Annotated in this window: 13 protein-coding genes; all 13 read left to right on the top strand. The window is 56.2% G+C overall.

Annotated elements, in window-relative coordinates; genetic code table 11:
* Positions 1-70 precede the first annotated feature (70 nt).
* The 13 genes from HMPREF2975_RS07490 (at position 71) to HMPREF2975_RS07430 (ending at position 12,793) form a co-directional block, all read left to right on the top strand.
* Entirely contained in the window at positions 71-454 is a 384-nt protein-coding gene (locus HMPREF2975_RS07490) for a hypothetical protein (protein WP_070726897.1), read from the top strand.
* Positions 444-1,577: a DUF2800 domain-containing protein gene (locus HMPREF2975_RS07485; RefSeq protein WP_070726895.1), complete on the top strand. Its 1,134-nt coding sequence runs from the start codon at positions 444-446 to the stop codon at positions 1,575-1,577. The genes HMPREF2975_RS07490 and HMPREF2975_RS07485 overlap by 11 nt, the downstream gene beginning before the upstream one ends.
* Entirely contained in the window at positions 1,574-2,161 is a 588-nt protein-coding gene (locus tag HMPREF2975_RS07480) for a DUF2815 family protein (protein ID WP_141757342.1), read from the top strand. The genes HMPREF2975_RS07485 and HMPREF2975_RS07480 overlap by 4 nt, the downstream gene beginning before the upstream one ends.
* 31 nt (positions 2,162-2,192) lie before the next feature.
* Positions 2,193-4,130: a DNA polymerase gene (locus HMPREF2975_RS07475; RefSeq protein WP_070726892.1), complete on the top strand. Its 1,938-nt coding sequence runs from the start codon at positions 2,193-2,195 to the stop codon at positions 4,128-4,130.
* A gap of 2 nt (positions 4,131-4,132) precedes the next feature.
* A complete protein-coding gene (locus HMPREF2975_RS07470) occupies positions 4,133-6,487 on the top strand; it encodes a virulence-associated E family protein (RefSeq protein ID WP_070726890.1) in 2,355 nt (784 codons plus the stop codon).
* 182 nt (positions 6,488-6,669) lie between these two features.
* Positions 6,670-7,002, top strand: coding sequence for a VRR-NUC domain-containing protein (locus tag HMPREF2975_RS07465; RefSeq protein WP_070726888.1), 333 nt, complete (start codon positions 6,670-6,672; stop codon positions 7,000-7,002).
* Positions 6,983-8,332, top strand: a complete 1,350-nt coding sequence (locus tag HMPREF2975_RS07460) for an SNF2-related protein (protein ID WP_070726886.1) — start codon at positions 6,983-6,985, stop codon at positions 8,330-8,332. The genes HMPREF2975_RS07465 and HMPREF2975_RS07460 overlap by 20 nt, the downstream gene beginning before the upstream one ends.
* Positions 8,333-8,373: 41 nt before the next feature.
* A complete protein-coding gene (locus HMPREF2975_RS07455; RefSeq protein WP_141757341.1) occupies positions 8,374-9,126 on the top strand; it encodes a hypothetical protein in 753 nt (250 codons plus the stop codon).
* A gap of 28 nt (positions 9,127-9,154) precedes the next feature.
* The gene (locus HMPREF2975_RS13100) at positions 9,155-9,433 is read left to right on the top strand and encodes an HNH endonuclease (protein WP_070726883.1); all 279 of its coding nucleotides are present in this window, start codon (positions 9,155-9,157) and stop codon (positions 9,431-9,433) included.
* Between the two features lie 409 nt (positions 9,434-9,842).
* A complete protein-coding gene (locus HMPREF2975_RS07445) occupies positions 9,843-10,520 on the top strand; it encodes a hypothetical protein (RefSeq protein ID WP_141757340.1) in 678 nt (225 codons plus the stop codon).
* 1 nt (position 10,521) lies between these two features.
* Positions 10,522-10,851, top strand: coding sequence for a P27 family phage terminase small subunit (locus HMPREF2975_RS07440; protein ID WP_083314480.1), 330 nt, complete (start codon positions 10,522-10,524; stop codon positions 10,849-10,851).
* Positions 10,852-10,857: 6 nt separating this feature from the next.
* A complete protein-coding gene (locus HMPREF2975_RS07435; protein ID WP_070726877.1) occupies positions 10,858-11,178 on the top strand; it encodes a hypothetical protein in 321 nt (106 codons plus the stop codon).
* 85 nt (positions 11,179-11,263) lie between these two features.
* Positions 11,264-12,793 (top strand): hypothetical protein, encoded by a 1,530-nt coding sequence (locus HMPREF2975_RS07430; RefSeq protein ID WP_083314479.1) that lies wholly within the window; start codon positions 11,264-11,266, stop codon positions 12,791-12,793.
* The last annotated feature ends 6 nt before the right edge of the window (positions 12,794-12,799 follow it).

Raw genomic sequence — 12,799 nt, 5'->3', positions numbered from 1 at the left:
ACACAGACAAGACAATCAGCAAACTCGAAAAACAGCTACGCGACATCACTGAAGCAGTAAGGAAACTCAAATGACACAGCCGAATCAAAAGATCGCTCGCAGCTTCGAGGACATGAAAGGCGGGCTCGACCTCCTCATCGGAGGACTCCACGACCTCAAGGCCACGATAGAGCAGCTTGAGACCGACACGCTCAACTGGGCTGACAGCAAGGTGGATCATGTGTGGCCGCAGGTCGACAACACGCCAGAAGAAGAGGAGCGTCCGGCAGCAGAGACTGAGCCGACGGTCAGCATGGAAGACGCGCGTAAAGCCCTCGCACAACTCGCAGCCAACGGCACCGAAGGCAAAAACAAGCTAAGGAAAATTCTTAACACCATCGGGGCAAAACGATTCTCCGACGTCACACCAGACCAATACTCGCAGATAGTAGAAATGGCCAACAATGCCGCCTAAACAACACGCCACGCTCAGCGCATCCAGCGCACACAGGTGGCTCCACTGCACACCAAGCGCACAACTCGAAGCAGGCAAACCAGACCGAGACACCGAAGCGTCCAGGGAAGGCACGGCCGCGCACGCGCTCGCAGAACACAAACTCCGCAAACACCTCGGCAAAACAACACGCAAGCCAAAGTCGAAATACCAGTGCGACGAAATGGACAGTTACACGGACGAGTACGTGCAATTCGTCCTGGACCAGATCAGTGAGATGGGTAAGCCGTCCGTGTTCATCGAGCAAATACTCGACTTCTCAGAGTACGTGCCTCGGGGATTCGGGACAGGTGACTGCATCCTCATCAGTGATGGCATGCTGCACATCATCGACCTGAAATACGGGCAGGGTGTTCTCGTCGACGCGCACGACAATCCGCAACTGCGACTCTACGCGATGGGGGCTGTCCTCGCGTTCAACCTCGTCTACGACATCGACACGGTGCGTATGACGATCTTCCAGCCCAGGCGCGGCAATACCAGTAGCCAGACCATCACTGTCAGCGAGCTGACCGACTGGTGCGAAAACGTCGTGAAACCCGCTGCCGTCCTCGCCTCTAAGGGTGAGGGCGAGTTCCGGGTGGGCGATTGGTGCCAGTTCTGCAAGCTCGCACATACCTGCCGTGCGAGAGCAGACCACAACCTCCAGATCGCACAAGACGAATTCATGGCACCAGCGGAACTCGACGACACCGAACTCGCACAAATCCTCCAACAACTGCCCGGCCTCATGAAGTGGGCTCGTGATGTAGAAAAATACGCGCTCACAGAAGCCACAGAGCACGGCAAGAAATGGGACGGGATGAAGCTCGTCGAAGGCCGGTCCGTCAGGAAATTCGCTGATGAAAACCGTGTCATCCAGGCAGCTCAGGAGGCCGGATACACAGACATTTTCGAAAGGAGACTACTCACACTCACAGCAATGGAAAAACTCATGGGCAAAAAAGACTTCACCCGGATTCTCGGTGACCTCATCATCCGCCCAGAAGGAAAACCCAGTCTCGTACCCGAATCAGACAAGCGGCCTGAACTCGTGGCCGCAACGGCAGAAGAAGAATTCAAGAACATAGGAGAAAACTCGTGAAACGCACACTGATCCGCAACGCTCGCCTCTCATACGCCAACGTGTGGAAGCCCAGGGCCATCAACGATAACGCTGAGCCTTCCTACTCGTGCAGCCTTCTTGTCGACAAGAACGACAAGGAGTCCCTGGCCGCCATCAAGGCTGGCATTAAAGAGGCTGAACGTAAGGGTAAGGAGCAGTACGGGGCGAAGTGGAAAGCCTTGCGCACCCCGCTACGTGACGGCGACACCGAGGACAAAGGTGAAGCCTACAAAGGCCACTACTTCATGAATGCCAAGTCAAGAACGAAGCCCGGAATCCTCAAAGTAGTCCGCGTTAACGGCAAGACAAAGCAGGAGCCGGTTCTTAACGAGGACGAGGTGTATTCGGGCTGCTACGCGCACGTCACCGTCGAATTCTACCCATACAGCGCGTCAGGAAACACTGGCGTCGCATGCGCTCTCGGAAACATCCTGAAGATGCGTGACGGTGAGCCACTCGACGGTCGTATCAGAGCCGAAGACGAGTTCAGCGAAATCGAGATCGACGAGGACGATTTGGACGACTCAGATGATCTCGACGATCTAGACGACCTGCTCAACTAACAGACACACGTAAAGCGAAGGAGGAGTGGCCATGAAAGACCTGTCAGTCGACATTGAAACATTCAGCGAAACCAATATCGGAAAAAGCGGACTCTACAAGTACGCTGCCGACGCGTCTTTCATGGTCCTCCTCTTCGCCTACAAAGAAGACGACCAACCCACGCAAATAGTCGACCTCGCAATGGGACAGACAGTCCCACAGCGAGTGGTGGACGCGCTCGCAGACCCGGCAGTGCGTAAGCACGCGTTCAACGCTCAATTCGAACGCGTCTGCCTCTCCCACTGGCTCGGACTACCAGAACCGCTCGACCCGGAGGGCTGGTACTGCACCATGGTGCACGCCGGGTACGCAGGACTGCCGATGAGCCTCGACGCGTGCGGGAAAGCCCTCGGCCTCGAACAACAAAAAATGCGAGAAGGCCGAAAACTCATCAAGCAGTTCTGCACGCCAAACCCAAAAAACCTCCTCACCGACGGTGGCCGGAATCTGCCTGAGTCTGATCCTGAAGCGTGGGAGATTTTCAAGAAATACTGCGTGAGGGACGTTGACGTCGAACACGAGATCAGCATGAAGCTATCAGACCGCGTGCCACCGGCATTCGAGTGGGAGTTGTACTGGCTGGATCAGAGGATTAATGACTGTGGGGTGCGAATCGACACTCAATTCGCCACGAATGCCAGGAATATTGGTGAGCGGTACAAGCAGGAGTGCGAAAGAGAAGCCCGAGAACTGACAGGGCTTGACAACCCGAACAGCGTCACACAGCTGTCCGACTGGCTTGAAGCCAACGCCTGCCCGGTCGAATCACTCTCCAAACAAAACGTTGCCCAAGCGGTAGAAACCACGAGCAGCCCGCGAGCGCGGCGGGTGCTTGAGCTTAGGCAGGAAATGTCCCGGTCGAGCACACGCAAGTATGACACGATGCTGAACTGCGAAACGCGGGGCAGGGCGCACGGGCTCATACAGTTCTACGGTGCGAACCGGACAGGCCGGTGGGCGGGCCGCCTCATCCAAGTCCAAAACCTCCCTAGAAACTACATGAGCGACCTTGACGAAGCGCGCACGCTCGTCAAGCAGGGCGACATGAGCATGTTCAAACTGCTCTACCCCGTGCCAGACACCCTGTCCCAGTTGATCCGCACAGCGTTCATCCCGTCCGAAGGCAATGTTCTGGCCGTGTGTGATTTCAGTGCGATTGAAGCGCGCGTCCTCGCATGGCTCGCAGGCGAAACCAGCACGCTCCAAGCATTCAGAGACGGGAAAGACCTCTACTGCGAAACAGCATCAAGGATGTTCGGCGTGCCAGTCGTCAAACACGGCATCAACGCTGAACTCAGGCAGAAAGGCAAAATTGCTACCCTCGCCTGCGGGTACGGTGGATCGGTCGGAGCGCTTAAAGCAATGGGAGCGCTCAACATGGGGCTCCAGGAAGACGAACTCCAACCAATAGTCGACGCGTGGAGAAACGCCAACCCGCACATCGTCAGCATGTGGTGGGACATCGACAAGGCCGCGAAAGAAGCCATCCAACACCGGCGAACAAGCCGCTTGTACCACGTGAAGATCGGGTACGCGAAAAACATGCTCATCATCCGCCTACCATCCGGGCGCGCCCTCTTCTACCCCGGTGCGCGCATCGAAAAAAACCGGTGGGGCAACACCGGGATCACGCACCTCGGAGTGAACACAGTCAAAAAATGGTCGCACATACAAACCTACGGACCCAAGCTCGTAGAAAACATCGTGCAGGCTGTTGCACGCGACCTCCTGGCAACCGCGCTCACCAACCTCGACAACGCGGGGTACCAGACGGTCATGCACATTCACGACGAAGCCGTCATCGACACCACACCAGATCGGGCTGACATTGACAAGATCAGCCGGATCATGCGCCACCTGCCAGCGTGGGCCACTGGGCTCCCGCTCACAGCAGACGGATACACCTGCTCCTACTACCAGAAAGACTAAAAGTGAAGATCAGCGTCGCAGAATCCAGAACCAGCAGCAGGTGGACCAACGGCACAACCACGTGGAGCAAGCTCACAGGCAAACTCTCAACCACCACGCGCACCAGCGAAACCGAAGCCGAATACCGGCAGATGAGCAAGCCCGAACAGGGCCGCGTCAAAGACGTGGGAGGATTCGTCGCCGGGCACCTCGCACACGGGAAACGCAAAAACGGTAACGTCCTCTCACGCAGCATGCTCACCCTCGACGTGGACCAGCCAGACACCGACTTCTGGACCATGTTCACCATCATGTACGACTGCCAGGCATGCATGTACTCCACGCACTCGCACACGCCAAACCACCCACGGCTCCGTCTCATCATCCCGCTATCGAGAGACGTCAGCGAAGAAGAATACCCAGCAGTCGGCAGGAAAATAGCCGAAACACTCGGCATCGAACAATTCGACCCGACCACGTATCAGGCCGCGCGCCTCATGTACTGGCCCAGCACACCCAAAGACGGCCAGTACGTGTACGAGCAACAAAACGGTAAGCCACTCGACCCCGACACGGTGCTCGCACAGTACGACGACTGGAAAGACATCACCACGTGGCCGCGCGCCCAGGGCGAGGACACTCCACGACGCTCAAAGAGCCGGATGGAAGACCCAATCAGTAAGCCCGGGATCGTTGGGGCGTTCTGCCGCGCGCACACAATCAGCAGCGCCATCAACACATACCTCACAGGCGTGTACGAGCCAACCAGCATGAGCGACAGGTACACGTACACGGCCGGGGAATCAACCGGAGGGCTCGTCACCTATGACGACACGTACGCGTACTCCCACCACGCCACAGACCCAGTATGCGGAAAAGAGGTCAACGCGTTCGACCTCGTACGCATCCACCTGTACGGAAAACTCGACAATGACGCTAAACCAGACACGCCAGTCAACCGTCTCCCCTCCTACACGGAAATGAACACTCTCGCTGTGAAAGACGATCTTGTGAAAAAACAGCTCAATGAGGATCGATTGAAAGAAGCTGGGGAAGAATTCAGCAACATCACAGACTGGACAGAAAGACTCGAACTCTCACCCAAAACAGGTAGGCCACTCGACACGCTCGAAAACTACGTCACGATCCTCGAAAACGACGAGAAGCTGCACGGTATCGCGCTCAATGAAATGACTAATGTGATCACGCCATTAGAGCGCCTGCCGTGGAAGCAGATCATGCCAACATGGAGCGACAATGACGAAGCGCAGCTACGAGCATACGTGCAAAAGCTCTACGGCCTGTACTCTCCGAACAAGCTGCACGACGCGCTCGTCAAAGTCGCAACCGACCATGCGTACCACCCAGTCCGCCAGTACATCGCCAAACTACCCGCGTGGGACAACGTGTGCAGGTTGGATACGCTCCTCGTCGACTACCTGGGCGCGGAAGACAATGTTTACACGCGGATGGTCACGCGCAAAACATTCACAGCAGCCATAGCGCGCGTCCTGCAGCCAGGGATCAAATTCGATAATGTCCTTATCCTCAACGGGCCGCAAGGCATCGGCAAAAGCCTCCTCTTCTCCATCATGGGTGGCGACTGGTTCTCCGACAGTCTCACTATTAGCGACATGCGAGACAAGACGGCTGCTGAGAAAACTGGTGACGCGTGGATCCTCGAACTAGGCGAGCTCGCTGGCATGCGGAAGATGGACGCTGAGACGATTAAAAGCTTTCTCACGCGCACGCACGACAAATACAGGCCAGCCTACGGCAGGAACGTGGAAACCCACCCACGCCAGTGCGTCATCGTCGGCACCACAAACAACGAGGACGGGTTCCTGCGTGATGTGACTGGGAACAGGCGTTTCTGGCCTGTCATTGTCACGGGTGACACGATCGCCCACCCGTGGGACATCACGCCAGAACTGCGAGACATGCTGTGGGCTGAGGCAGCCTACAGGTTCTCAGTAGACAACGAGGAACTATTCCTCACGGGTGAGGCAGAAAAGATGGCTGAGAAAGCGCAAGCATCCTCAATGGAAACAGATGACCGAGAAGGAATGGTACGTAATTACCTCGACAGGCTATTACCTGATCGGTGGGATGAAATGGCCCTTTGGGAACGACAAAAATATCTCAATAACGAACTTCCCGAATTTGGTGAGGGCGCTCACCGTAGGCAGTTGGTCAGCAATATCGAAATCTGGTCAGAATGCCTCAGTCGTAATCCGAGTGATTTCAATATCGGCGAAGCGTACCGTATCGCGTCGATCATGAGCAGGATCGACGGATGGGAAAAAGGCGAGGCGTCGGACCGTCCGAGATTGCCCTTGTATGGCCGTCAGCGCGTCTACAAGAGGAGCGAAAAATGACGTGGACAAGCCTGGTTTAGCCAAAAAGTTGTCCCAGGACAAGAAAAAGCTGTCCCACGCTTGTCCCGGAGGTTGTCCCACCGAGTTTTTCGCACCATTCCGCAGAAAAGTAGTGTTTTGGGACAAGTGGGACAACTCTTCATTATGACTTTTGAAAATAGGGGCATTAGGGGGTTATATACATGCCTAAATACCTAAATATAGGGGTATATAGAAAAAATAAGCTGTCCTGTCCCACCGAACGCGATGTTGAACAAGCTCTGACACGGGCTGTCGCCAGGCACGGTGGGCTCGCGTGGAAGTTCGTCAGCCCTGGGACGGCGGGTGTGCCGGATCGGATCGTGCTCCTACCCGGAGGGAAAACAGGATTCGTTGAATTAAAGGCTCCGGGTAAAAAACCTCGTCCCCTGCAGGAACACCGAATGAGCCAAATCAGGGATCTAGGAATACCCGTATTTGTCATCGACAGTATGGATCAGATTGAGGGTGTTATTCGTGAAATACAGTCCTCATGATTATCAGCGGCAGGCCACACAATTCATTGAGCAGAACGACGAGTCCGCGCTATTTCTCGAAATGGGCCTGGGTAAAACCGTAATTACCCTGACGGCTATCAGAAATCTTTTTGACGATTTCGCGGTGGATCGAGTGCTGATTGTCGCTCCGCTGCGGGTTGCCAGGGACACGTGGCCGACAGAGCTGCGCAAGTGGGACCACCTGGCAGGTCTCGCCTACTCCGTCGTGGTCGGGTCTAGGGCTGAACGTGAGGCTGCGCTCGCGGCTGACGCAGACATTTACATCATCAACCGTGAAAACCTTCCATGGCTCGTTCAAAACATGCGCGGCTGGCCGTTCGACATGGTTGTCCTCGACGAGCTCTCCAGCTTCAAGAACCATAAGGCGAAGCGGTTTCGCGCGTTGAAAGCGCGTCGTAAGAATATTCGCAGGATCGTTGGGCTGACTGGAACGCCAGCGCCTAACGGGCTGCTTGACCTGTGGGCACAATACCGGCTACTGGATCAGGGCGAAAGGCTCGGACGGTTCATCACACACTACCGTGATCAGTACTTTATTCCAGACCAACGCAACCAGCATCAGATCTTCTCGTGGAAACCACGCGAAGGAGCAGAGGATGAGATTTACGGGCTGATCGGCGACATGACGATGAGCATGAAAACAGTCGACCACCTGCAGCTTCCACCAGTGACCAGTACGAGAGTGATGGTCAGCATGTCCGCTGCAGAACGTGGAGTGTATGAGCAGTTGAAGCGTGACATGGTCATGCGTCTCGATGGTGAGGTGATTGACGCGTCGAATGCTGCCACGTTGTCCGGTAAGCTCTTGCAGCTCGCATCAGGCGCGATCTACACGCCTGATCACGATGTCGTGCGTGTGCATGATAGGAAGCTCGACGCCCTGGAAGACCTTATTGAGCAGGCGAACGGGCAGCCTGTCCTTGTCGCCTACTGGTACAAGCATGACGCTGAGCGAATCATGGAGCGGATTCCTAGCGCGGTCGACCTGAAAACTAGCAGCGACATGAAAGCGTGGAACGAGGGCAGGATACCTGTCGCGCTGATTCACCCAGCATCAGCGGGGCACGGCCTGAACCTCCAGGCTGGTGGGCACTTGCTCGTCTGGTTCTCGCTGACATGGAGCCTGGAGTTGTATGAGCAGACGAACGCTCGTTTGCACCGGCAGGGACAGCAGATGCCGGTGAGCATCATGCACATCGTGACAGCGGGGACTGTCGACGAGGCCGTTCTGCGAGCGCTCGACGGTAAGCATGTGACGCAGGACGGGCTGATCGAAGCTGTGAAGGCAGAACTAACCGGTGGTGACTGAAAATCGTGTTTCAACCTGAAAGAATTGACTGGGAGGGTGCTGTGAGTAAGACGATGACGCGGCAAGCAACAAGAGCCATAAGTGAGTTGTCTGAGATAGCCCAGTGGTTGCCGCTGCTTACTACGCGGTCCACCATCGTGTACGGAGTCAGGTCAGCCCGCGTCATGCCTGCCAGGTGCGCCAGGCATGACGGCCTGCCCTTCGGGCTTGATCATCGTATCGATCAGACTGATGATGGGTGGCCGGGTATTAGGACGCATGTGGGTGCGTTGGAAATCCTTGCCTCGTATGCTCGTGCGATTGCCAGTGAGCGCGGCACGTACACCACCACCAGCCCGATAGCCGACCTGCAGCGTGACATCCCATGGGCAGCAGAACACTATGAGGATGTGGATGCTGTCTTGGATGAGATTCACAGGATTCACTACCACATCGCCCGCCTCACCGGCCACGCGCCCACATTGGTCGGCACGTGTGAGTGTGGTGGCAGGATCTACCGGTACCCCACCAGGCGCGGCCTGACGGATCAGTCGTGGTGTAACACCTGCGACAGGCTGTATTTGACGCAAGGGGAAGCAGTCAGGACGCGGCTCCAGCACGTCACCAGCCTGGACGTGTATGTGACGCGGCAGGATCTCAAGACTATCTGGCCCACCCTCACAGACAACCAGATCGACCTGTGGGTGCACAGGGGCATCGTGGAGCCGAGGGATGGCAGGCCGAAAGTGTATCCGCTAGCTGTTGTCAACACGCGCATGAACACTACCCGTGATCATGATTGTTTGATAAAGTGAAAGATGTTTTGAGGGAGTAGTGTGCCCGATGGTGAAGCACGTTGATAGTCGCAGGCTCCAGAAGATCAGGCTTGAGTACAAGACCTTGAGGCCGCAGCCGTGCATGAGATGCGGTCAGCCTATTGACTATGACGCTCCTCCGAATGATCCGAACAGCTTCAACCTTGGACACATCAAGGCTTACGCTGATTTCCCTGAGCTGCGTGAGGATCCCGCGAACCTGAGGCAGGAGCACGCGAGATGCAACAAGAGCGCTGGTAAGAGTTCGGCTCCTGTTGGTATCGGGAATCCGACTCGCGTGTGGTGAATACTCATACACACCACTAATGAATAATATTCACTGCCATGTATGCGTTGTAAAAAATGCTCCCCGGCCTGTTTTGAGGCGCCTCTGATTTTTCGTTGGAATGACGCTAATCCCCCTTGGGGAAGGGGAGTTTTCGTTGCAATTTCAACGATCATGGCGGATTCCTCGCCGGCAGCTCGGAGTCCCTCCCCCGAGGTTTAGGGGGGTCGCGTGAGAGTGTGTATAGGCCGCTTATATTATGCTCGCGGTTTATGCGTGGTATGCATGCGTGTGAATGCGTGTTTTTGGCTTGTTTTCAACGTTTAGTGGCCGTGTAGAGTGGTATAATTTATGTGTACCAGAAATGAATGTGGCTCGGCGATGATTGCAGCATCCCGAGCCGTGGCTAGAAGAAAAGGAGTCTTCTAACATGGGTAATTCTACTAGTGCGCGTCCTGTTGCGCATATTCGTCCGAATCGTCGGGTTCGAGCTAGGTTGTCGAAAGTTGCGAATGCGCGGGATACGATCAATGGTTTCGGCCACGACATGGATGTCGTTGGCCTGACGTTTGGGCAGTTTTCGCTGATCGACTTGGTTCAGGCTGTGCTGGAGTACACGGGGCCTGCTGATGTTGTGGTGTGTACGTGGAGTGCTGGGTTTTATGACGTGGAGGCTGCTGAGCGTTTCCGTGATAATGGCGCGTTGAGGTCGATCCGGTTTGTGATGGACTCGTCGGTGAAGCGTGGCCAGGCCACTGTTGGCGAGGTTGGGGACATTTTTGGTGAAGAGAATGTCAGGGCGACGAGGACGCACGCGAAGTTCGCGCTCATCACGAACAGTGAGTGGCACTGCCTGATCACAACGTCGATGAATTTGAACCTGAACACGAGGTGCGAGCAATTTGAGTTGACGGACGATGCGGCGCGCGCGGGGATGTTCATGGAGTTTGTTGATGAGGTTTTCGGTGAGCTGGTCGAGGGTGACACGGGTGATCGCAGGCTCCCGATTTTGAGTGGTATGCAGGCTGTGCAGCCGGATCTTGGTATTGAGATCGGCGAGGTGAAGCAGGTCGGCAAGATCAGGAGGATCGGTGGTCGGCGTGACTGAAATGCGTAGCGTCCAGGGTTCCAGGAAAGATGCTCCTCTTCCTCGCTGCCCTGCTGGTATGGATCCTGATGCTAAGAAGATTTGGCGAGAGGTTCTGCGCAGGTATGGGGCTGGGTGTGAGAAGATTGCGGGCCCTGCGTTGGAAGCGTTTTGTGGGCAGATGGCGATGATGCGCAAACTGCAAAAGCAGGTCGATGATGAGGGTTTGATCGTGTTGGATTCTCGTGGTGCTGCGATGCGGCATCCAGCTTTCGACATGCTGATCGACTTGCGTAAGCAGATCCAGTCGGTGTCCGCGGATTTTGATCCTCCGAAGCGCAGAGGCCGGTGAGCAGGTGTGGAGATTAATGCTCAGGGTGATGTGGAGTACGTGTCGGTGCGAGCTGCGACGATCCGAGCGATCGACCAGGCGATCAGTGACGGGACACTGGATGAGGACAAGCAGGGTGGTCTGATACGCGTGCTGCTCATGTTGTGCGACGTGTTGGATGATCCTGATTTTCCGATTGTGTCCGGCCGGTATGACAACGTGTCTCCGTCGACTTATTTGAAGTATTCGCAGGATCTTGGTTTGACACCGAATATTGAGGTGAAGTCGGGTGGTGAGTCTCGTGGCAAGCTCGCGCAGCTGCGGTCCATCACAGGGCGCGCCTCGTAGGAAGCGGTTTGGGTGCGAGGTTCCGCGTATTTTCACGCCTCCGATCCGTGAGCTGACTTGCGAGACCACGCTTGGGTTTGCGTGTGTGGAGTTCGCCAGGGACGTGTGCGGGATCGATTTGTATCCGTGGCAGAAGTGGCTCCTTATCCACATGCTGGAGTTGGACGCCGGGCTGACTGTTGGCACGATCAAGGACAAGGGCAGGTTGGATCCGATTTTCCGGTTCCGTAAGGTTGTTGTCCTGGTTGGCAGGCAGAATGGTAAGAGCACATTGAGTCAGGTGCTCGCACTGTTTTTCATGTACGTGCTCGGCGTGGAGCTCGTGCTGGGTACTGCTCAGGATTTGGATACTGCTGAGGAAGTGTGGGAGGGCGCGCTCGATATTATCGAGGAGACTCCCGAGCTGAAGCAGTTGGCGGCTCACACGCTCAAAGTCAATGGCAAGAAGACGATCCGGTTGAAGACTGGTGAGCGGTACAAGGTGAAGGCCGCGAATCGTCGTGCCGGTCGTGGCTTGTCTGGTGACCTGATCTTGTTGGATGAGTTGCGTGAGCATCAGTCGTGGGACGCGTGGGCGGCCGTGACGAAAACAACTCAGGCGCGGCCTGCTGCTTTGATCCTTGCACTGTCGAACGCGGGTGATGCGACGAGCCTGGTGTTGCGTCATTTGCGTCAGCAGGCTCATGAGATGCTGGGTGATCCTGATGGGATTTGTAGTCATGAGGCTCCGAGCGTCAAGCCGGATACAGTGGTGGATCCGGATGGTGATGAGTGGGATCTTGAAGACGATGATGAGCCTGAGAGCTTGGGGTTGTTTGAGTGGAGTGCGCGTCCGGGGTGTTCGCGTTTCGATCGTGACGAGTGGGCTCAGGCTAATCCGTCGATGAATTACGGGATCGCTGAGCGCACGATTGCTGGTGATGCGAAGAGCGACCCGGAGTGGGTGTTTCGTACTGAGGTTTTGTGCCAGTGGAATCAGGGCATGAACGTGGGGCCTTTCCCCGAGGGCACGTGGGAGGCCGGGACCGACAAGGATTCTCGTATCGGTGATGGTTCGCGTGTTGTTTTCTGCGTGGACGTATCAGCTGATCGTCAGATGGCTTATGTCGGTGTCGCCGGGTGGCGTGACGATGGGAGGCCGCACGTGGAGGTTGTTGCTGCTCGTAGCGGGTCTGAGTGGGTGCCGGGCTGGTTCGAGAGGCGCGTCGACAAGTACGAGGGCATGACGGTGTGCGTGCAGGAGCGCGGCGCTCCTGCTACCCCGCTGATCGACGAACTCAGGAAGATTGAGGGCTTGAGTGTTGTGCCGTGGGGTGGTGGCGAGCTGGGTAATGGGACGGCTCGTTTTTATGACGCGGTGAAAGCGTGGAAGGGTGAGGCGAGTGAGATTCAGTCTCACCGTCTTTTCCACGTGCCGCAGCCGGTTTTGGATATCGCGGCGTCTGCTGCGATGCCACGGTTCCTGTCCGACGGTGGGATGGCGTGGGATAGGCGTCGTTCCCTGGTGGATATTGCTCCACTGGTGGCTGTGACTGGCGCGTTGTGGCTTCTCCTGCAGCCGGTGGAGGAGAAGACGGTGAGTGCGTATGAGGATTCTGAACTTGTTTTCGTGTGATTGGTG

This window comes from Actinomyces sp. HMSC065F12 (assembly GCF_001814535.1).
Taxonomy (GTDB): domain Bacteria; phylum Actinomycetota; class Actinomycetes; order Actinomycetales; family Actinomycetaceae; genus Pauljensenia; species Pauljensenia radingae_A.
Note: the sequence above shows the minus strand (reverse complement) of the source record. Positions and strands in the feature narration are given on the sequence as shown.

Bases quoted from the DNA above. Each gene is read 5' to 3' on its own strand.
- HMPREF2975_RS13100 (WP_070726883.1), top strand. From the start codon at position 9,155: ATGGTGAAGCACGTTGATAGTCGCAGGCTCCAGAAGATCAGGCTTGAG.
- HMPREF2975_RS07490 (WP_070726897.1), top strand. From the start codon at position 71: ATGACACAGCCGAATCAAAAGATCGCTCGCAGCTTCGAGGACATGAAA.
- HMPREF2975_RS07485 (WP_070726895.1), top strand. From the start codon at position 444: ATGCCGCCTAAACAACACGCCACGCTCAGCGCATCCAGCGCACACAGG.
- HMPREF2975_RS07445 (WP_141757340.1), top strand. From the start codon at position 9,843: ATGGGTAATTCTACTAGTGCGCGTCCTGTTGCGCATATTCGTCCGAAT.
- HMPREF2975_RS07440 (WP_083314480.1), top strand. From the start codon at position 10,522: ATGCGTAGCGTCCAGGGTTCCAGGAAAGATGCTCCTCTTCCTCGCTGC.
- HMPREF2975_RS07475 (WP_070726892.1), top strand. From the start codon at position 2,193: ATGAAAGACCTGTCAGTCGACATTGAAACATTCAGCGAAACCAATATC.
- HMPREF2975_RS07465 (WP_070726888.1), top strand. From the start codon at position 6,670: ATGCCTAAATACCTAAATATAGGGGTATATAGAAAAAATAAGCTGTCC.